At 49.7% G+C, this 20,239-nt stretch carries 16 protein-coding genes and 1 other annotated feature; of the genes, 6 read left to right on the forward strand and 10 right to left on the reverse strand.

Features of this window, described 5'->3' with window-relative positions:
• The first annotated feature begins 12 nt into the window (after positions 1 to 12).
• Positions 13 to 1,245, forward strand: coding sequence for a phosphoglycerate dehydrogenase (serA, locus tag EHW58_RS04375; RefSeq protein WP_046074064.1), 1,233 nt, complete (start codon positions 13 to 15; stop codon positions 1,243 to 1,245).
• Positions 1,246 to 1,316: 71 nt separating this feature from the next.
• On the opposite strand, the gene yaaA is transcribed toward serA, so the two are convergent.
• Both yaaA and EHW58_RS04385 read right to left on the reverse strand, forming a co-directional pair.
• Positions 1,317 to 2,090: a peroxide stress protein YaaA gene (gene yaaA / locus EHW58_RS04380; protein ID WP_077666510.1), complete on the reverse strand. Its 774-nt coding sequence runs from the start codon at positions 2,088 to 2,090 to the stop codon at positions 1,317 to 1,319.
• 94 nt (positions 2,091 to 2,184) lie between these two features.
• The gene (locus EHW58_RS04385) at positions 2,185 to 3,609 is read right to left on the reverse strand and encodes a sodium:alanine symporter family protein (protein ID WP_152794976.1); all 1,425 of its coding nucleotides are present in this window, start codon (positions 3,607 to 3,609) and stop codon (positions 2,185 to 2,187) included.
• A 243-nt stretch (positions 3,610 to 3,852) separates the two neighbouring features.
• Here EHW58_RS04385 and EHW58_RS04390 point away from each other — a divergent pair, with 243 nt between their 5' ends.
• Positions 3,853 to 4,032 (forward strand): DUF3545 family protein, encoded by a 180-nt coding sequence (locus tag EHW58_RS04390; protein WP_046074061.1) that lies wholly within the window; start codon positions 3,853 to 3,855, stop codon positions 4,030 to 4,032.
• A 73-nt stretch (positions 4,033 to 4,105) separates the two neighbouring features.
• Here EHW58_RS04390 and ung read toward each other — a convergent pair whose 3' ends face one another.
• The gene (ung, locus tag EHW58_RS04395; protein WP_046074060.1) at positions 4,106 to 4,789 is read right to left on the reverse strand and encodes a uracil-DNA glycosylase; all 684 of its coding nucleotides are present in this window, start codon (positions 4,787 to 4,789) and stop codon (positions 4,106 to 4,108) included.
• 597 nt (positions 4,790 to 5,386) lie between these two features.
• On the opposite strand from ung, the gene grcA reads away from it, so the two are divergent.
• Positions 5,387 to 5,764, forward strand: a complete 378-nt coding sequence (gene grcA / locus EHW58_RS04400; protein ID WP_046074059.1) for an autonomous glycyl radical cofactor GrcA — start codon at positions 5,387 to 5,389, stop codon at positions 5,762 to 5,764.
• Positions 5,765 to 5,858: 94 nt separating this feature from the next.
• On the opposite strand, the gene thrC is transcribed toward grcA, so the two are convergent.
• Genes thrC through thrA form a run of 3 tightly spaced genes read right to left on the reverse strand, consistent with a single transcriptional unit; the run spans position 5,859 to position 10,560 of the window.
• Positions 5,859 to 7,142, reverse strand: coding sequence for a threonine synthase (thrC, locus tag EHW58_RS04405; protein ID WP_152794978.1), 1,284 nt, complete (start codon positions 7,140 to 7,142; stop codon positions 5,859 to 5,861).
• Entirely contained in the window at positions 7,139 to 8,098 is a 960-nt protein-coding gene (gene thrB / locus EHW58_RS04410) for a homoserine kinase (RefSeq protein WP_152794979.1), read from the reverse strand. Before thrB ends, thrC begins: the two co-directional genes overlap by 4 nt.
• A 2-nt stretch (positions 8,099 to 8,100) precedes the next feature.
• Positions 8,101 to 10,560 (reverse strand): bifunctional aspartate kinase/homoserine dehydrogenase I, encoded by a 2,460-nt coding sequence (thrA, locus tag EHW58_RS04415; protein ID WP_152794982.1) that lies wholly within the window; start codon positions 10,558 to 10,560, stop codon positions 8,101 to 8,103.
• A gap of 24 nt (positions 10,561 to 10,584) precedes the next feature.
• Positions 10,585 to 10,701, reverse strand: a sequence feature (Thr leader region).
• A gap of 165 nt (positions 10,702 to 10,866) precedes the next feature.
• Here thrA and aceK point away from each other — a divergent pair.
• Together aceK and EHW58_RS04425 are read left to right on the forward strand one after the other, a co-directional pair.
• Positions 10,867 to 12,606 (forward strand): bifunctional isocitrate dehydrogenase kinase/phosphatase, encoded by a 1,740-nt coding sequence (gene aceK / locus EHW58_RS04420; RefSeq protein ID WP_152794984.1) that lies wholly within the window; start codon positions 10,867 to 10,869, stop codon positions 12,604 to 12,606.
• 233 nt (positions 12,607 to 12,839) lie between these two features.
• Entirely contained in the window at positions 12,840 to 13,313 is a 474-nt protein-coding gene (locus EHW58_RS04425; RefSeq protein WP_046074054.1) for a hypothetical protein, read from the forward strand.
• 13 nt (positions 13,314 to 13,326) lie between these two features.
• On the opposite strand, the gene EHW58_RS04430 is transcribed toward EHW58_RS04425, so the two are convergent.
• Together EHW58_RS04430 and EHW58_RS04435 are read right to left on the reverse strand one after the other, a co-directional pair.
• On the reverse strand, positions 13,327 to 13,809 hold the full coding sequence (locus EHW58_RS04430) for a putative 4-hydroxy-4-methyl-2-oxoglutarate aldolase (protein ID WP_152794986.1): 483 nt from the start codon (positions 13,807 to 13,809) through the stop codon (positions 13,327 to 13,329).
• 33 nt (positions 13,810 to 13,842) lie between these two features.
• On the reverse strand, positions 13,843 to 14,265 hold the full coding sequence (locus tag EHW58_RS04435) for a DUF3293 domain-containing protein (RefSeq protein ID WP_046074052.1): 423 nt from the start codon (positions 14,263 to 14,265) through the stop codon (positions 13,843 to 13,845).
• A 434-nt stretch (positions 14,266 to 14,699) separates the two neighbouring features.
• Here EHW58_RS04435 and arcA point away from each other — a divergent pair, with 434 nt between their 5' ends.
• On the forward strand, positions 14,700 to 15,419 hold the full coding sequence (gene arcA / locus EHW58_RS04440; RefSeq protein ID WP_046074051.1) for a two-component system response regulator ArcA: 720 nt from the start codon (positions 14,700 to 14,702) through the stop codon (positions 15,417 to 15,419).
• Between the two features lie 126 nt (positions 15,420 to 15,545).
• Here arcA and arcB read toward each other — a convergent pair whose 3' ends face one another.
• Together arcB and EHW58_RS04450 are read right to left on the reverse strand one after the other, a co-directional pair.
• A complete protein-coding gene (gene arcB, locus EHW58_RS04445; RefSeq protein ID WP_046074050.1) occupies positions 15,546 to 17,900 on the reverse strand; it encodes an aerobic respiration two-component sensor histidine kinase ArcB in 2,355 nt (784 codons plus the stop codon).
• A gap of 9 nt (positions 17,901 to 17,909) precedes the next feature.
• Complete coding sequence (locus EHW58_RS04450; protein WP_152794988.1) at positions 17,910 to 19,703, reverse strand: diguanylate cyclase; 1,794 nt, start codon at positions 19,701 to 19,703, stop codon at positions 17,910 to 17,912.
• Positions 19,704 to 20,239: the final 536 nt, after the last annotated feature.

Raw genomic sequence — 20,239 nt, forward strand, 5'->3', positions numbered from 1 at the left:
AGAACAGCCCGCATGTCACACTATTCACTGGACAAGAATAAAATCAAAATCCTATTACTCGAAGGCGTCCACCCCACTGCTGTTGAAGCCTTCAAGCAGGCCGGATATACCAACATCGAGTACCATAAAGGCTCACTCACCGGTGAGGATCTCGAAGAAGCTATCCAAGATGCACACTTTGTGGGACTACGCTCTCGCACCCAGTTAACGGAAGCCGTCTTTGCAAAAGCGAAAAAGTTGGTCGCGGTTGGCTGTTTTTGTATCGGCACCAATCAAGTGGACCTCGATGCGGCGGCCAAGCGCGGGATCCCCGTTTTTAACGCACCTTTCTCCAACACCCGCAGTGTCGCAGAGCTGGTTTTAGGTGAGATCCTACTGCTCCTGCGCGGGATCCCCGAAAAAAATGCCAAAGCGCATCGCGGTGAATGGCAAAAATCCGCTGATCGCTCCTTTGAGGCTCGCGGTAAGGTGCTCGGCATTATTGGCTATGGCCACATCGGCACCCAGCTAAGTATCTTGGCAGAAAACTTGGGGATGCGAGTGTATTACTACGATGTTGATAACAAGCTCTCGTTAGGGAACGCCATTCAAGTCAACTCGCTCACAGAACTGCTTAATCGCAGTGATATTGTCTCGCTTCATGTCCCCGAGACGCCAAGCACGCAGAATATGATTGATGCTGAGGCCTTTGCCCGCATGAAACCAGGGGCGATCTTTATTAATGCCTCACGCGGTACGGTGGTCGATATCGATGCTTTATGCGGCGCGCTAGAAAGCAAGCATTTGGCTGGGGCGGCAATCGATGTTTTCCCCGTTGAGCCAAAAACCAATAAAGACGCATTTAGCTCTCCGCTACAAGCGTTTGATAATGCGTTACTCACACCACACATTGGTGGCTCAACCCAAGAAGCACAGGAAAACATCGGCCTGGAAGTAGCCGGTAAGCTGGTGAAGTATTCTGACAATGGCTCGACGCTGTCGTGCGTCAACTTCCCTGAAGTGTCATTGCCAGAACATCAAGGCCGCTCGCGCTTACTGCATATACACGCCAACCGACCTGGGGTGCTGACCAAAATCAACACCACCTTTGCCGACGAAGGTGTCAATATCGCCGCACAGTACTTACAAACATCGTCGCAAATTGGTTATGTGGTGATTGATGTTGAAGACAGTGATCATGCCTACAAGGCACTGAAAAAGCTTAAAGCGATCGAAGGCACCATCCGCGCGCGGATATTGCACTGATTCGAGCCAGAAATGAAAAAAGCCCCTGTTGGGGCTTTTTCGAATTGTTCGCGTTTTATCACTGGCGCCGCTTATTGCTCGTCGCGCAGAAATACCAGCTCATTGCCTTTCGAGTCGGCTTCACTAAAGTAATAGCCTGCCACATTAAACGCTTTAATGTCCGCCACTGAGCTCGCGCGCTTATCAATCAAATACCGCGCCATCATGCCACGGGCTTTTTTGGCATAGAAGCTAATCACCTTGTATTGACCGTTTTTATAATCTTTAAACACCGGGGTGATGATGTCGCCTTTAAGCACCTTCTTGTTGACCGCTTTAAAGTATTCATTGGAGGCAAGGTTGACTAATAGCTCACTGCCCTGTGCCGCCAAGTCATCATTCAGTGCCTCTGTGATGATATCGCCCCAGAACTGATATAAGTTGTCGCCTCGTGGTGTCGACAACTTGGTCCCCATTTCCAACCGGTACGGTTGCATCAGATCGAGCGGCCGCAATAGCCCATACAAGCCTGATAACATACGAAAATGATCTTGTGCCCAATCAAAATCTTGCTCGGACATCGAATTGGCATCTAACCCTGTGTACACATCCCCTTTAAATGCAAGCGCCGCAGGTCGTGCATTATCTGGGGTAAAAGAAGGAGACCATTCAGAAAAACGCACAGCATTAAGACTGGCGATTTTATCACTGACTTTCATAAGCGAGGCAATGTCTGCCGGTGTAAGCTGACGGCAAACCTTAATCAACGCCTCTGAGTGTTCAGTAAGCTGAGGTTGGGTATAACGGTCTGTCGGCAATGGCGTTTCATAATCCAAGGTTTTTGCAGGAGAAACCACTATCAGCATGTTGCTCGCCCTTTTGTTATTTATCTTTTGCTAAGCCTATCATTCCCGCATAAAAAAACCACCGCCCGCCACCACACATCATGCGTATCAGTGACTAACGTCTGGGGAGCGGCCACGCCTTATCGTCAAGCTGACTGTGCAGCTCGGGAAAGCGGCGACTGTCGAACACAGGTACCCGCCCCAATGAGCGCTGAGTGTGATAGTCCTCTGCCAGCCGCTTGACGATGCCCGAAAGTAAAAAAATCGCAATCATGTTTACCAACGCCATCATTCCCATAGACGCATCCGCGAGAGTCCAAACCAGCGGCAGTTCCGCCAGCGCCCCAAACATGACCATACCCAAGACTAAAGCACGGAAGTACGGCAATGCCGGACGACACCGATGATTGATAAACAACAGATTGGTTTCTGCATACGAATAATTGGCAATGATCGAGGTAAAAGCGAAAAAGAAAATGGCGACCGCCACAAACTGCTCGCCCCATTCCCCAACTTGTGCGCTTAACGCCCGCTGAGTCAACTCAACCCCCGTGATTTCGCCGCCGGGAATGTACTCACCTGATAGCAGAATAATCGCCACGGTAGCAGTGCAGATCACCAAGGTATCCACAAACACGCCAAGCATTTGCACGTACCCCTGAGAAACAGGATGAGGAGGATAAGGCGTCGCTGAAGCCGCCGCATTAGGCGCTGAGCCCATGCCTGCTTCGTTAGAGAATAATCCGCGTTTAATCCCCTGAATCATGCCTTGTGCCAAGGTGTAGCCCAAAGCGCCTGATGCCGCTTCGTGGAGACCGAATGCACTTTCTATGATCAAAGAAAATACCGCTGGCACTTTATCAAGATGGGTTAACACCACATACAAAGACAAGGACAAATATAACAGCGCCATCACGGGCACAATCACTTCTGCCGTACGCGCTATCTGACGTAAGCCACCATAAATGATTAACCCGCTAACCAGCACCAACCCCGCGCCGACATAGGCCGGTGGCCATGAAAATGCCACTTGTGCCGCTTGTGAGATAGAGTTGGCTTGAACCGAATTAAACACTAGCCCAAATGCCAAAATCAGTAATAGGGAGAAGAGTACCCCCATCCAACGCATTCCTAGGCCATGTTCCATGTAATAGGCAGGACCACCGCGAAAATAGCCGTCCGGATCCCGTACCTTATACACTTGCGCCAGCGTACTCTCTGCAAAGGCCGTGGCCATGCCGAGAAATGCCATTAGCCACATCCAAAAGATTGCCCCCGGGCCACCTAATGACAGAGCGACCGCCACCCCGGCCATGTTGCCCGTCCCTACTCGCGCGGCGAGCCCGGTACACAAGGCTTGGAAAGAGGAAATGCTGCTCCCCTCACGGCGTCGGCTATGACGCATGACAGAAAACATATGAGAAAAGTGACGAAACTGAATGCCGCCTAATTTTAAGGTAAAAAAGATCCCGCCACCGATGAGCACATAAATGAGCACCGACCCCCAAATCAGATCATTAATAAAAGTGAGTAGGCTCAATGGACTGTCCCTCGTCGTGATTAAGTAAGGATAATGATCAATGCGGCGCAATCTTCGCGTGAACCACCTTCTAGGTCAATTCAAACCCATCACGGCTGGGGCAACAGTCACTCATTTTAAAAATCAGTGATTGCGGTCTCATAAAAACTTCATCGGACTGCCACAAATGAGAAATACTTCAATTTTACGTTAGGGGTAGCTGTGGTATTTAAAATCTGACCGCAAGGTGAAAAAGAGGTGACTATGGAAAACATTGCCTTTAACGATCTGTTCGAGCAAGACAAGCCACAACGCAACGGACGCGCGAAACCAGTCAAACGTAAATGGAGAGAAATTGAAGCGCTGAAAGACAAACAGCGGCTAAAAAAAGAATTGGAAGAAATCGATATTTTTGGCGATTTCTCTCAACTGGACCTCGATTAACTCACCCTCAACATAGGATTGCTAAAAGGTGCTCACCGAGCACCTTTTTTTCATCGCTCCTCAGCGACTGAGCCTACTCCGCCTCGAGATAAGGCTGCCAATCAATGGGCGTCTTCCCTTGCGCCTGAAGCAACGCATTGGTTTGTGAAAAGTGCTGACAACCAAAAAAGCCACGATGCGCTGACAGCGGTGACGGGTGAGGCGCGGTGAGCACATGGTGGCGCTGACGATCGATCGCTTTACCTTTTTTCTGGGCGTGCGCGCCCCATAATAAGAACACCACGCCTTGGCACTGCTGGTTTACCGCATCGATGACACGATCAGTAAAGGTTTCCCAACCCAGTTTGGCGTGTGAGTGCGCTTTTCCTTGCTCAACGGTGAGCACAGTATTAAGCAACAACACACCTTGTTCCGCCCAGCTTTTCAAGTAACCGTGAGAAGGTGGCGTAAAGCCTTCAATATCGGTGGCAAGCTCCTTGTAGATATTGACCAATGACGGTGGTGTTTTCACACCCGGCCGCACAGAAAAGCACAGCCCGTGCGCTTGGTTCGGCCCGTGATAAGGATCTTGACCCAGAATCACGACTTTCACCTCGCCCAACTCGGTGTAACGAAAGGCATTAAACACATCTTCCTTCGGAGGAAAAACCGTCACCCCCTTGGCACGTGCTTGTTCAACATAGGCAAGGGTTTCTCGGAAATACGCTTGTTGTTTCTCATCAGCCAATACTTGCTGCCACGTTTGCGCCTGAGTCATGGTTGCTCCTTTTGATTATATTGGCGCTATTCTAACGAGGCAGCATGGCAAAATCAGTGTGTGCAACGATCTTTTGTTCGTTCGGTGTGTGAGTGGTAATGACGCTGACAGCGGCCTTGTACCGCGCGGTTAGGGGTCGGTAAGCTCGCACGCGTCATGGTTGGCTTAATCATGGGGCATTCCTCATCATTGTGGATTCATCATTAGCAATGAAATTTTAATGCCAACTTTATAAAAGCAACAAATTCATGGTGTTAGCCTATAAGCTGATCAGCCTAAGTCACACAATGAGCACAAGTGGTGCAAATTTGCCTCTTTTTTGCGCACACTTGTTTGCGCACACACCACTTTCATTTGTAATTTAATTACTACACTTTAAATCAAAAAATCCCCGTAAGACTCGCGGTGCGGAAGCGGCCGTGCTACAGCCCTCACTGTAGTTCAAAAAAGATTGATATAAGATAAATATCATAATGTTAATTATGAGGTAAACTTGATTTATGTCAATAAAACCCCACTCTTTAAAGGGTATATATAGGCACTCTAAATGATGAAATCTTACATCATAAAAGTCACTATCATAAAAGGGGATAGGCCATGATCACTGGTATTCAAGTAACCTCAGCGGCCAATGATGAACTCGTTAATTCTATTTGGTTGATTGATAAAGACACCGATCAAGCGCGTTGTGTTTGTGCTAAACAAGGCTTTGAAGCGGATCAGGAAGTTGCCCTATCTTCTTTGGGTGAATTCGATTACCGCGAGGTGAATATCGAGACACAAGCGGTCAACGAAGGCGGCCAGCATCTTAACGTCAACGTATTGAAGCGTGAAACGCTGGAAGATGCAGCAAAGCACCCAGAGAAATACCCACAGCTGACCATTCGCGTCTCCGGTTATGCGGTACGTTTTAACTCACTGACGCCTGAACAGCAGCGCGACGTCATTACACGTACCTTTACCAGCTCACTATAAGCGCATTGCTTTTCGCAAGAGCGCTTACACTGAAACAGCCCGCTATCGCGGGCTGTTTTTTCAGGCATAGGCTGGAGTGCGTTGCTTCTACCCGTTAGCCATTAATGTCTAATAGGTAGTCTCGTAGCACTTGGAAATCCGCCTCTTGCTCACGAGAAAGCAGCGTCATTTTCGCGTGTTTCGCGAGCGGCCCAGGCAGGGGGATATCTTTATCCAAAATGGCATCCACCGACTCTTTAAATTTCGCCGGGTGGGCGGTGCACAAGAAGATCCCCTCTTCTCCTGGTTCAAGCTGCTCAGCCAGCAGACGGTAAGCAATCGCACCATGCGGTTCACACAAATAGCCCGCGTGAGAGAGCGATTTTAAGCTCTCAGCCGTTTCCTCATCGTCAGCACGCCCTGAGGCAAGTTCACTCAACGTCCACTGCTCTCGGCGGAAAAGCTCTTCGATACGTGGCCAGTTGTTAGGCTGACTCACGTCCATGGCATTGGATAAGGTAGCGACCGTCTGCTGCGGAGACCATTCCCCCGAGTCCAAATAGCGCGGTACCGTGTCATTGGCATTGGTTCCCGCAATAAAGCGCTTAATCGGCAGTCCCATCGCTTTAGCAAGCAAACCGGCCGTGAGGTTACCAAAGTTACCACTTGGCACCGATATCACCACCTGATCGCGTTTATGCGCAGGAAGCTGCGCCACCGCCTCGAAGTAGTAACAAATCTGGGCCATTAAGCGGCTAATGTTGATGGAGTTAGCCGAGTTAAGACCAATGGCCTGACGAAGCTCGCTATCATCAAAGGCTTGCTTGACCATGCTTTGACAATCGTCAAAGGTGCCATTAATCGCGACCGTATGGATATTGCCGCCGAGTGTGCAAAAGAGTTTTTCCTGCAGCGGGCTGATTTTGCCTTTCGGGTACAAGATGACGACATCGATATTATCAATACCGTAGAACGCATGGGCAACAGCCGCCCCGGTATCCCCAGATGTTGCCGTGAGGATGGTGATCTTTTTGCCATCAGAGACCGCTGCCAGCGACTGCGCCATAAAACGGCCACCAAAGTCTTTAAAGGCGAGCGTCGGGCCATGGAAAAGCTCTAGCGCGTGAATATTATCTTTCACCTGGGTAAGCGGTGCGGCAAAGCTAAATGCGTTTTTAACCAGTTCACTCACTTGCTGTTTAGGCAGCTCATCGCCAATTAATGCAGATAAAATTTCGCTACTGCGCGCCACCAAAGGCATGGCCAGTAATGCCTCGATGTCGTCGAAGTGGGGCAAGCTCTCGGGAAAAAAGAGCCCTTGGCCACGACCTAAACCTTGCTGGACCGCCTGAGAGAATGACACGGTTTCACTGTGATCTTTGATGTTATAAAGCTTCATGCCTGACTTCCTATTTCTTTCGCGCCCTGTCCATCAATGCGACATACATGAACAAAGCCATCATCATTTTGTATATAGTGCTCGCGTAACCATTGCGCGACACGCTCTGCCACCTGTCTATCGTCACAAATGCTAAATAGGGTTGGCCCTGAACCGGAAATCCCCGTCGCCAATGCGCCACAACTGGCGGCATACTCGCGCGCTTCAACAAACCCCGGCAGCAGTTTTTGTCGGTACGGTTCAGCAATCACATCGCAAATTAAACTCGCCGCGAGCTTAGGCTGTTGCGTGTGACACGCATGAATAAAGCCGCCGAGATAGCGCCCATGGGCGATCACATCTTGCCGGCGATACTGGGCGGGCAAGATGGTGCGTGCTTCTGCCGTCGACACCTTGATGCCCGGATACGCCATCACCCAATACCAGTTTTCAAAGTGTGGCACCGCTTGACTGATTACCCCTTGGCTTTCCAGCATGAGCTGCACGCCACCAAGATAACAAGGCGCGACATTGTCATAATGTAAGCTACCGGAGATGGACGCTTCCATCTCTCCCATCAGCGCTAACATGCGAGTCTCATCGAGCGCATGGTCATGAAAGCGATTCAACGCATCGAGCGCGGCGACAATCGAGCATGCACTAGAGCCAAGTCCTGACCCAATAGGCATATTCTTTTCAAGCACCATCGCCACCGGCTTCACCGTCAAGTCATGGCTTTTAAGCGCCTCGGCATAGGCCAAGTACGCCTGATAAACGATATTATCCTGCTGATTAGCGGGTAGCTTATCGATAAAGCGGCCTTGGCAGCGCAATGAAAAAGCGTGGTTTCCACCGTCTGCCACTTCCACCACATCGCCCAGTAAACTACCGTCGACAGGACTCACCGCTGCCCCTAAGACATCGAATCCCACACTGACATTACCAATCGATGCAGGTGCATAAACACGGACTGCCATAACTAGACTCCTAACTTCCAACCCAGTGTACGCATTAAGTCCGCAAACACCCCGGCGGCGGTCACTGCGGTTCCCGCGCCATAGCCTCGCAGCACCAAAGGAATCGGCTGATAGTACCGGCTATAAAAAGCCAATGCGTTCTCACCCTCTTTGATTTTGTTCATGGGGTCATCGTCAGATACCGCTTGGATTTTGACGAAACAGCGTCCGTCTTCGATACCACCAATATAACGCAATACTTTGCCTTCTTTGGCGGCAGCCTCGGACCATTGTTTAAAATATTCATCGGCTTGCGGCAAACGCGTCATAAAGGTTTCCACATCACCGGACTGATCAAAGCCAGGCGGAAGCGCAGGTTCGACCTCAACATCATCAAGCTCAAGCTCCATGCCAGCTTCACGTGCCAGAATCAACAGCTTACGTGCCACGTCCATGCCCGACAGATCGTCACGCGGATCCGGCTCAGTAAAACCGTTTTCACGCGCGACCTTGGTCGCCTCACTAAAGCTGGCGCCGTCATCTAACTTGCCGAAAATGTGGGAAAGCGATCCCGATAAGATCCCAGAAAAGCGTGACAGCTCATCCCCTGCCGCAATCAAGTTTTGCAGGTTTTCAATCACCGGCAGGCCTGCGCCCACTGTGGTCTCATACATAAATTTGCGGTGCGTCGCGCGGGCCGCCTGACGCAACTGGTGATAGTAAGCCATGCTGCTGGTATTGGCTTTCTTATTAGGGGTAATCACGTGAAAGCCTGCACGCAAGAAATCAGCATATTGATCGGCGACCTGCTGATCGGCGGTGCAATCGATCAACACAGGGTTAATGATATGATTACGCTGAACGAGCTGGATCATCCCCGCTAAGCTGAACGTAGACAGGTGGTTGGGGAGTTCATCACGCCAGCTATTTAGATCAATGCCTTGGCTGTTAAGCCACATCCCTTTGCTGTTCGCTAAGCCACAGACCCGCATCACAATGCCTTGTTGCTGGAGCTTGGCTTGTTGGCGGCGGATTTGCTCAATCAGCTCACCCCCCACACCACCGACACCGACGATAAACACATCCAAATGATGCTGGCTATTAAATAAGTTCTCATGACAGGCTTTAACCGCCTCAGAGACTCGCTCTGAAGGCACCACCGCAGAAATAGCGCGTTCCGATGAACCTTGAGCAATCGCAACGATATTAACATTGACTTCTGCCAACGAGGTGAAAAAGCGCGAGGCAACACCTTTCGACGTGCGCATGCCATCGCCCACCAAAGAGACAATCGACAAATTATCCATAAACTCGACAGGCTCGAGCAGACCATCTTTCAATTCAAGCTCAAAATGGTTACTCAGCACCTTGTCGGCTTTTTCTTTGTCCTGGCTTTGAATACAAAAACTGATGCTGTACTCAGAAGAGGATTGGGTAATCAACACAATCGACACCCCCGCCGATGACATCGCACCAAATACGCGTGATGCCATCCCTACCATGCCTTTCATACCCGGGCCTGATAGGTTGACCATGCTCAAGTCGCTTAAGGTGGTAATGCCTTTAATCGCAAGCTTGTCCTCCCCGCTATCCTCACCAATTAAGGTGCCTTCTGCTTGCGGGTTCGCCGCGTTTTTAATTAAACAAGGGATATGAAAGCGCGCAATCGGTGCGATGGTTTTGGGGTGTAACACTTTCGCGCCAAAGTAAGACAGCTCCATCGCTTCTTGATAGCTCAGCGATTTTAGCAAGCGCGCATCCGGTACGAGGCGAGGGTCACAGTTGTACACCCCATCGACATCTGTCCAAATCTCGCAACACTCGGCACGTACACACGCCGCGAGTACCGCGGCAGAGTAGTCTGAGCCATTCCGTCCTAGGGTCACCAGCTCGCCATTTTCATTCCCCGCCATAAACCCTGGCATTAGACCAATGTGTTTCGCCGGGATGGGCGATTGTTTGAAGCGTTGCGATGAGACTTCGATGTCGACTTCAGCACTTAAGTGACTGCCCGACGCGGCAAAGTATTCCACCGGGTCAACATCGAACACCGCGTACCCACGCGCCTCGAGTAGTGCATGCATCGCTGCGACCGACAAACGCTCACCTTTACTGACGACACGTGCGTAGGTGCTATCTGGGCATAAGCCCAATAAGCTCATGCCATGCACATATTGGCGAAGCTGGCCGAGACTGCGCGTTAATTTATCGAAAAGTGGCTGAGTATCGAGGTTGGGTTGACGCTCCGCTAGGCCATGAAACAAGCCGACGAAAAGCTGCTCTAGCTCTTTAAGCGGCAATTCCGCTTCACCATGTTTGACCGTGTTCTCAACCACTGAAACGAGGATGTTTGTCACCTTCGCTGGGGCGGATAACACGGCAGACACCTCGCTCTGCCCCTGGTTACTGACAATGATATCGGCAGCGCGACTGAAGCGCTCAGCATCGGCCAGCGACGTGCCACCAAATTTTAAAACTCGCATCCGTTTGGGACCTCTCTTTTAAGATAAAAAAAAGCCCGTACCTGGGAAGGTACGGGCTTTTTTGGAAATTCTGTGCGTATCAGCCCGCACCAACACATGATGTGCCAGTAATAATAATGGTGGTTGTGGTGGTCTGGGTGCTGATCGTTAGTTGCATGTGTGTTGCGTATATCATTTGTTTTGTTTGATTCTCTCTAGGTGTATCGAATCATGTTGCTTAGGTCAACAAAAAAGTGATCCTGATTGCTTTTTCAACAAAACTCTGCGAGCTTGAACAAGGGAGCAACCAGATCGCAAGGAGCGCGAATGACCCAAGAAGCGATGGCCCAATTAGTCGCCAATACCATACTACAAGGCTCGGATGCTATGTATGGCCGGTTTCTCGATGTCACCTCCGGTGCGCAGGAGCGCTTTGAGCAACAAGACTGGAAAAGTGTTCAACAAGCGCTTAAAACGCGTATTCAGTTCTACGACCATCATGTTGGTTTGGTCAGTCAACAACTAGGAGCCATGCTCGGCAAAGCGCACGCCACACGCTCCTTTTTGATGGCAGTCAAAGCGGCTTATGTCACCTTGCTTGATGACTACCCGCGTTACGATATCGCCGAGAGTTTCTTTAACTCTGTGTATTGCCGGATCTTTGAACACCGCAATATCCGTCGCGATAAGCTGTTCGTGCAAAGCTCCCAAGGGGGACGGATCCCCAAATATCCAACCCCTTTATTAAGACGCTTCCAATCGCAAGCCGGCATTTACGCCACCTTAGAGCGGATGCTCGATAGCACCCCGTTTACCCCACCTTGGCGGGATAAAAGCGGCGATCTCAAACGTGTGACACAAACACTCCAAGCGCGGTTTGGCCCGCAACTTACCATGAGCTTTACCCTCGAAATGGTTCGTCAGCCTTTTTTCCGTAATAAAGGCGCTTACCTTATCGGCCGACTCGATATGGCTAACCAGCGCCGGCCTTTGGTGCTGCCGCTCGCGATCTCCGAGCAAGGGGAGCTGTACATCGACGCCTGTATTACCGACAGTGATGATGTCAGCATCGTGTTTGGTTTTGCCCGCTCGTACTTCATGGTCTACGCCCCTGTGCCGGCGGCGTTGGTGGACTTCCTTAACCAGCTGATGCCCAACAAAACGCCCGCCGAGCTCTACACCGCGATTGGCTGCCAGAAGCACGGAAAAACCGAGTTATACCGCGAGTTTCTTTACCACCTGGATAACTCGGATGACTTGTTTGATATCGCGCCTGGGGTCAAAGGAATGGTGATGTCAGTATTTACTCTGCCTTCCTATGGGTTTGTGTTTAAGATCATCAAAGACAAGTTTGCTCCGCAAAAACAAATGACCCACGCCCAAGTAAGGGAAAAGTACCGCCTGGTTAAAGAACACGATCGGGTTGGACGCATGGCCGATACTCAAGAATACCGTAACTTTATTTTTCCCCGTGACCGCTTTAGTGACGCCTTAATTGATGAACTCCTCGAGGTTGCCCCCTCCTGCGTTAACGTCACCGACAACGAAGTGCGCATTCGCCATCTCTACATGGAAAGGCGCATGATCCCGTTAAATATTTATCTCGAACAAGCCGAGCCGGACGCGATCACCCAAGCCGTACAAGAATATGGCGATGCACTCAAAGAATTAGCCGCCGCCAACATCTTTGCCGGCGATATGCTGTTTAAAAACTTTGGGGTCAGTCGTCACAATCGGGTCATTTTCTATGATTACGATGAGATAGCGTATCTCACTGAGGTAAACTTTCGCCATATTCCGCCACCTCGCTACCCAGAAGATGAACTGGCTGCAGAGCCTTGGTACAGCGTGGGCGAAAATGACGTATTCCCAGAAGAATTTCGCACATTTTTACTGGTTAATCGTACCGTTGCCGACGAGTTTGATCGCCTCCACCCAGAGCTGTTTGAAGCTGGTTATTGGCAGCAACTGCAAAGCCAGGTAAAGGCCGGGCATTTTCATGATGTGCGTCCCTACAGTGAAGAAAACCGGTTAGGACACGCGACGCTCTCACCAAAAACGGCCTAATATTTGCTCAGTCATCATGTGTTAACCGCACACTGGCGATTTACCGCCTTTTTGCGCCAATAAAGTGGCAAATCGTCAATATATTGGCAGTTTAGTCTATCGACCGTTATCGGCACGCGTGAGGAGAGAGACAAAATTCGGCAGTAGTATCTATTTTTTGTCTACACTGATCGCAACGCATCAGCGTCTTCTAAGACTGAGCTAAGCCTAAAAAGAACAATGAGGCACAGGATTTGAGTATAAAACAACTAGGACTGTTGACCCTCGTCTTACAAGCTGTGGCAGCGCCTGCGTGGGGCCAACCGTTAACTTGGCAAACGCTGCCAGCTGGGACAGCTGATCATTTTTTTATTCAGTCTATCCCATCAGCCACACAAGGTTTTGACAGTTGGACCATTCAGTCAGGCTATCGTTACCCACTCAGTAATGTATCTGTTTATATGGGCACGCAACTGAAAAGCGAAAACGACCAACACACCACGCAACAAGGGTTGTTAAGCGGGATTGAATACCGTTTTACCGACAAGCTGCGTCTTTCGAGCCAAATTAGCCGCGATAATGACGATACCCTGATCAATCAGTGGGGCGTCAGCAGTCGCTACCAGTTGAGTGAGTCAATTGATGTGAATGCCGGGCTAGATGTCGAGTTTCGTCCCGAAACCTCCCCCGAATCGATTTATCAACTCGGGGTTGGGTTGCACTTTTAACCCGCCGCCCAGATTAACTGATCAGTGGCTCTTCACACACAATCACGCCATTTAGATCGGCATACAGATAATCACCTGCCGTCACAGACACGCCGTTTAACGCTAACGCGACATCCACATCGCCCTGATCGCGTTTTTGCGTTTTAATCGGACAGACACCCAGAGCCTTAATACCGATAGGCAAGGTCGCTAGCGTCGCCGCATCGCGAACCGGCCCAACGATGACGACGCCTGCCCACCCATTATCAACAGCGCTTTGTGCGATAAGATCGCCCAGCAAGGCTCTATCCATCGCACCAGAACCATCCACCACCAGCACCTGGCCCTCACCTGGGGTAGCCAGCATCGCCTTCACTTTGGAATTATCGTGATAGCAACGTACTGTACGAACTCGGCCTTCAAAGCAGCAATGAGCGCCATAGTTCTGCCACTGCAGTGGGATCCATTGCACCGCCTCCGGGTGGTTGTCACATAAGTCCGGCAATTTATCGTCCATGATGCCTTTCTCCTTTTTCGTTGTGGGAAAGAGTTAGCGAGTGGCTGCCGTGAACAAGGATGAAAAACGCACGTTCAGTGATTGAGGTGTGAACGCATCCATCAAAACAGGCAACAACCATAAACTATCATTCTCTACCCAATAGATGGCATTTTGTTGCCATTGTTGCGCCAATAACATGGCTTCGTGCTTATCCACAGCAACCGCAAAACCCGGCTCATACCAACTCCCATCCGGCGCCCCACCATTCATTGGCCAATAGCGTATCCCTTGTTGTGTCATTGCACTTTCAAGCTGAGCATTGCGCGATTGATTCTCTTTCTCAGATAAAGGTTGGCTACGCGGATTAAATGCGGTAAGAATAGCAAATGCTTCGGCATCTGGCGCTTGAGGAGCGTGAAACGCGATCGATTGGTAAGTTTTCCACAATTCTTGCTGGTTATCAGGATCACACATTGTTTACACCTACTCGTAATGCATACTATGCTTAGTGACTAATTATGCGTCATTATTCAGAAAGTTAAGTTAAAACGCGTCGCTAACTGACATTTAACATGCTTTTGATTGGGGTCAATAAAGGATGAAAAAAATCATCAACCCTTATCCTAATATATTGTTAGCGTGCTGTTAAATGAATACAATTGGCGATAATTAATGGATATCAGAGTGATTGGCTTGGTGGTGCACTCATACTGCCACGCCCCGTCTTAAGCTGGAACTCACGGTGCGTTGTCTAGCATCGACGAACACTTCTCTATGGATGGCGTGCCATATGTTAGTTGCGAGGTTCGCGGTAGACACTCCTCGCATTTTTGTAAATTTTTTTCACAGGCTAGACGGTCTAGACTGTGAAGTGCAACCGGATTCTATTTAGATATTAGGTATCGCCAATGCAAACCCCGCAAATTCTGATTGTAGAAGATGAACAGGTCACACGTAACACGCTGAAAAGTATCTTTGAAGCGGAAGGTTACAATGTGTTTGAAGCCAGCGATGGCGACGAAATGCATCAAGTCCTGTCTAACCATCATGTTCACTTAGTGATCATGGATATTAACTTGCCAGGTAAAAACGGCTTGTTGCTCGCACGCGAATTGCGTGAACAAGGTGACATGGCGCTGATGTTCCTCACTGGGCGTGACAATGAAGTTGATAAGATCCTCGGGCTCGAAATCGGTGCCGACGACTACATTACCAAACCATTCAACCCACGCGAACTGACTATCCGTGCGCGTAACCTGCTCACACGTGCCATGAGCAGTGTTAACGACAGCGAAGAAAAGCGTAACGTCGACGTGTATGTCTTTAACGGTTGGACACTCGACATCAACAGTCGCTCGCTCATTAACCCAGAAGGGGAAACCTTTAAGCTGCCTCGCTCTGAGTTCCGCGCCCTGCTTCACTTCTGTGAAAACCCAGGCAAAATTCAGACGCGTGCTGAGCTGCTTAAGAAAATGACGGGTCGTGAACTTAAGCCGCACGATCGTACCGTGGATGTCACGATCCGCCGGATCCGTAAACATTTCGAATCGCACAATGACACACCAGAGATCATTGCGACCATCCATGGTGAAGGTTATCGCTTCTGCGGTGAAATCGAAGAGCAATAAAGAGTCGTTGAGAGACGGTGCATGGTTTAAAGACTGCGTGTCGAACTCAAGAGAAGGCGCCGATTAAGGCGCCTTTTTTCTCTTTGTCGCTTGCTGGTTTCTCAGTGGGCTCGCCAGCCAGAAGCGCTACGCTTGCTCGTCTAACCACGCTTTGAGCACATCCAGGTCGTGCTGATAGCCATCTTTGATTTCATCAATCCAATCCGCAATGTTCTCCCACCACGCGGGGAGGTCGGGTGACTGTGCTTTTTGCGCCACTTTTTGAATATGCTTGAGTCCCACCGATCCTGCAGCGCCTTTAATTTTGTGCGCTTCAGAAACAATGCCTTCTTGATCTCGTGCCGTCATATTCGAGTCGAGGATGGCGATGTACTCTGGCATGGTTGACTCAAACATCTCAATGCTTTGTTTCACAGGGTCTATACCCACTAACTCCACATACCCAGTGAGCATATCCATATCGAGCAGCCGCTCTGCTTGTTCATTCGCGATAGGACGGCTCGGCGCGGGCTCATTCACACTCTCGACGTCTGTCACCATGTTTGATGACAAAGCATACTGCTCAATCACCTGGTTAAGCGCACTCACACTAATGGGTTTGCTGATCGCATCGTCCATTCCGTTGGCAAGATAGCTATTTTTGTCATTAATAACATTGGCGGTCAGCGCAACTAAAGGTGGCAGTTGCGCATACTGCTCTCGCCAAGTAGCCGCGATATCAAAACCGGTCATATCGGGCAGTTGAATGTCGAGCAGCGCCAGATCAAACGCGTCTGGCGAGAACACATCTAACGCCGACTGCCCATCGCGAGCGACGGTCACCTGGTGCCCCAAACTCTCAAGCAAGCTGGTAGCAACAGTAATATTGAGCTCAATATCCTCCACCAATAAAATACGCAGCCTGCTTTCCACTGGGGTGAGTGCCGGTGTTTCGTCTTCTCCAGGCTCACTCAATGGCACCTTGACGGTAACCGTAAAGGTACTCCCCTCGCCCTCTTCACTGTCGAGGGTAATATCCCCCCCCATCAAACGGGCCAATTTGCGCGATACCGCTAAGCCAATACCTGTCCCTACGGCATGTAGGTTTTCCCCTGCCTGTTTAACTTGGTAATACATGGCAAAAATCTTGTCTTGTTCATCCGCGGGGATCCCGATACCACTGTCTTCAACGTCAAAGCATAAATGGGCTTGGTCACCGTCCACTTCCGCGCTGACTGTAATGATCACACAGCCTTGCTTGGTAAATTTGACCGCATTACCGACGAGATTCCATAGGATTTGCCGCAGCCTCGTCGTATCAACCGCCACATAGTCAGGGAGTTCGGTCACTCGCTCAAGTTCAAAACGTAAGCCCTTTTGCTCGGCCATCAACCCTGAAATATTGTCGATTTCGGTAACAAATTCATTTAAATCCACACTGGTGGGATGCAGAGAAAGGCGTTTGCGATCAGATTTGTCTAAATCAATGATGTCGTTAAAAATATTGCCCAACGTGATCGCACTGACATAAATCGTCCGCAGATAATTACGTTGCTTATCATCCAAGTTTGACTCCAGCAACATGCGGCTTAGGCCAACAATCCCATTGAGCGGGGTGCGCAATTCATGACTAATGGTGGAAATAAACGCTGTTTTTTCTCGGCTCGCTTTTTCCAGCGCATCTTGGTAGCGCTTACGCTCGGTAATTTCTCGCCCAAAACCAAGCAGCCCAAGGTGCCGCCCATCTCGGGCAAAGAAAGGCACTTTGCGTAATTCAAAATAGGCTTTACGCCCGTCTTGATATTCAAGCCATTGCTCGTAGGTTATCGACACATTGGCGTCAAACACTTGCTGGTCGGTTTCGACCACTTTTTCAGCGATATCTTCGCGATAAACGTCCCAAGGTGTCAGCCCTTTGAGCGTTTTCTCGTCATAACCGGTTAGCTCTTCCATCGCTCGGTTACAGCCCGAGAACTGACCATCAGCGTTGCGGTAGTAAATCAAATCTGGGGAAGCATCAATGAAAGAGCGGAGTAAGGCGGTTTGCTCCGCCAGCTCCAACTGCGCTTTTTCACGCTGATAAACTTCGTTTTCAAGATCTTTAATCGCCTGCTGCCGCGCACTCTCCGCTTTCTCACGCTCTTCTATTTCCGAGTTGAGTTGCTCAATATTTTCGGTGAGTTGGCGGTTAAGGCGCATATCACGCGCACGCATTTCTTCCAGCTTAGAAACCAGTTTTGATAACCGCTGACGAGACTCCTCGAGTTGATCAACCACCACCGACAAAAAATAAACCGCCCACGGCGTGATCACCAGGCCAAAGAAAACCGAGCGAATGATATCAATATTTTGAACCGTGCCTTCAAGGACTAAGGTAATCCCCACTTGCACCACTACCGCGAGCGCCACGAGCGCCAAAGCCAGTAGCATGCTAAAGCGCACTATGCCTAACTTGACCAGCAAGTCGACGTAATATTGGGCAAGGACTTTAAGTTGTTTCATATAGGCTTATTAACCGCCAGATTCGAAGTGAATTGATTCAGCCACCGAGGCTCGTTGCTTGTTTGATGGGCGAGAATGAGAGGCACCTTGCAGCACACTCACACGATTGCGGCCATGTCGCTTGGCTTGATATAACGCACGATCCGCGTATTGTACCAAATCGCCATAATCTTGATCCGGCGCTGGGATCATACACGCCGCCCCCAGGCTCATCGTCAGTTGCTGGGTGGATGCCGCGTCCAAGTGTTCGATGTTCGCCGCTAATATCGCTTGCCTCGCCCGTTCAGCCACATCCATCGCGCCGTTTAGCCCTGTCTGTGGTAAGACAATCGCAAATTCTTCCCCCCCATAACGGGCAACCATATCCATCGGGCGATGAACGGACGATTTTAGCGCCTTGGCCACTTGCTGTAAGGCCCAGTCACCCTGCTGGTGACCATAGTGATCGTTGTAAAGCTTAAAATGATCTATATCGCAAAGAATAAACGCCAGGGGGGTCTGCTCTCTGGCGTGTGAACGCCACAGCGTGCTCAATTGCTCGTCAAGACTGCGTCGGTTAGCCACTTGAGTAAGGCTATCAACAAAGCTGAGCTCCTGCAGTGCCATGATGGCATCGGCTAACTGTTGTTGTGTCTCTTTCCGTTCGGTGATATCTCGTGCCATCAGCAGCACAGCCGGTGCCAACGTGACCGGATCTTGAATGCGTGACTTGGTCACCTCATACCAAGTTTGCTCACCCGTATCCGTTAAAATGACATCTTCATAGGTAATGGTTCCACCCGTTTCTAGCACCTGTTTATCACGCGCTTTGTGTTGATCAAATATCTCCGGATCTACCACATATTGCGCCGGTGCATTCTCGAGCGCTTCAATGGTGGTGCCAAGCGCATCGGCATACGCTTGATTACACGCCAAGTGATAATAGTCTTGATCAAAAATACCGATAGGGTCGACACTCGCTTGGAAAATCGCACTGAGCAAGTTACTTCGCTGCTCCAGCACTTGCTCAACCGAGTGACGCTGTTGTGCTTCTTTTTGTAACCGCTCCTGCATCTGGTGCCAATTGGTCACATCATGGCTAATACTCAATGTGCCTATCACTTCCTGCTTATCATTTTTAAGCGTTGTGATATTCGTTTCCAATAAGCAGCTCTGATCATGATGTTGTGTCGCCCAGGTACGTACTGTTCGCGGCTCGGAAAGCGGCTCACCGGCTTGCCAAAGCACTGCTTCCTGCTCTCGGCCCTGCCAGAAGCGGTCAAAGGCGGCGTTCGTACCCACCACGTTTCCCTCAACATCTTGAAAGCATACGAGCTCCGCCAAGGAATTAATCACGCTTAAAAGCACACCTTGTTCTTGTTGCTGCAGGTGCCATTGCGTGTTGGACTCAGAGGCAGAAAATGAAATGAGCCAGGCACGCTTGCCGCGACAGCGGATCGGCAAGCCAGATAAGGTCACCTCAACCCGCACCCGATTCGCGCCCGGGGCTCTGACTTTGGCTTCAACATTAGAAAATGGCTGAGGCCAACGCTGCGCCACAATAAAAGCGCGCACCGCTTGCTGCTGTTTTTCATTGGCGGTTTTAAACCGGTTGTGGCTACCTACCAGCGAAAAAGACTCCACACAAGGTGCATTGGCATACAAGATATCACCATCATCGGCCGTGACAATCGCATGTGGCGTGTCTAACCCGGCCATGTAAACCCGCCAATCGGATAACGCCAGTGTCGCTCGACGCGCGCGCCAACCGTAGCCAAGCAAAGCGCCTAACACGAAAACCAAGCTAAAACTAAAAAACGCCATGCCACTCCTGTCTGCCTTATTACTGTCCTTGATCGTATTCACGCCCTACCTCACCGGCGACGTATTCTGCCACAGTTTTGATAGAACGCGTGATTGTCCTGTTCACAGCTTTGCGAATATCATTTGTTATTTTATTACATCAATTGACAGTGCTTTTTGCTATGAAAGAGAAAGCATATAACGCACCCTTCTTTATTCATCATCAAAGCTAGAATATCTACTCGAATTCGCCTTTTATTTAATAATTATTTAACAAAATGGCATAATTGCGAATAGATATTATTCATCAAGAAAACCACAATAAATACTTTTATATCAGTTGTTTACAATAAAGACATACTTATATTGCTATGCATAAAGGATGCATATAAAAATTTGACCTTTGCAAGGTTTACCGTTAATTTGGAAGGTCGCTGAATAGCGCTTTGCCTGTGTATTCTCTGTCAATCCATCGATAAAACAGTGAGTTAGAGTGTAGATCACCGACTTTTCTCGTTAAAAAATCACAACATAACGAGCGCACAGTCACAAAGCGA

This window comes from Salinivibrio sp. VYel1, from assembly GCF_009377945.1.
Taxonomy (GTDB): domain Bacteria; phylum Pseudomonadota; class Gammaproteobacteria; order Enterobacterales; family Vibrionaceae; genus Salinivibrio; species Salinivibrio siamensis.

Bases quoted from the DNA above. Each gene is read 5' to 3' on its own strand.
- thrC (WP_152794978.1), bottom strand. From the start codon at position 7,142: ATGAAGCTTTATAACATCAAAGATCACAGTGAAACCGTGTCATTCTCT.
- EHW58_RS04450 (WP_152794988.1), bottom strand. From the start codon at position 19,703: ATGGCGTTTTTTAGTTTTAGCTTGGTTTTCGTGTTAGGCGCTTTGCTT.
- EHW58_RS04390 (WP_046074061.1), top strand. From the start codon at position 3,853: ATGGAAAACATTGCCTTTAACGATCTGTTCGAGCAAGACAAGCCACAA.
- grcA (WP_046074059.1), top strand. From the start codon at position 5,387: ATGATCACTGGTATTCAAGTAACCTCAGCGGCCAATGATGAACTCGTT.
- arcB (WP_046074050.1), bottom strand. From the start codon at position 17,900: ATGAAACAACTTAAAGTCCTTGCCCAATATTACGTCGACTTGCTGGTC.
- thrB (WP_152794979.1), bottom strand. From the start codon at position 8,098: ATGGCAGTCCGTGTTTATGCACCTGCATCGATTGGTAATGTCAGTGTG.
- yaaA (WP_077666510.1), bottom strand. From the start codon at position 2,090: ATGCTGATAGTGGTTTCTCCTGCAAAAACCTTGGATTATGAAACGCCA.
- ung (WP_046074060.1), bottom strand. From the start codon at position 4,789: ATGACTCAGGCGCAAACGTGGCAGCAAGTATTGGCTGATGAGAAACAA.
- EHW58_RS04435 (WP_046074052.1), bottom strand. From the start codon at position 14,265: ATGTGTGATCCTGATAACCAGCAAGAATTGTGGAAAACTTACCAATCG.
- serA (WP_046074064.1), top strand. From the start codon at position 13: ATGTCACACTATTCACTGGACAAGAATAAAATCAAAATCCTATTACTC.
- arcA (WP_046074051.1), top strand. From the start codon at position 14,700: ATGCAAACCCCGCAAATTCTGATTGTAGAAGATGAACAGGTCACACGT.
- EHW58_RS04430 (WP_152794986.1), bottom strand. From the start codon at position 13,809: ATGGACGATAAATTGCCGGACTTATGTGACAACCACCCGGAGGCGGTG.
- aceK (WP_152794984.1), top strand. From the start codon at position 10,867: ATGACCCAAGAAGCGATGGCCCAATTAGTCGCCAATACCATACTACAA.
- thrA (WP_152794982.1), bottom strand. From the start codon at position 10,560: ATGCGAGTTTTAAAATTTGGTGGCACGTCGCTGGCCGATGCTGAGCGC.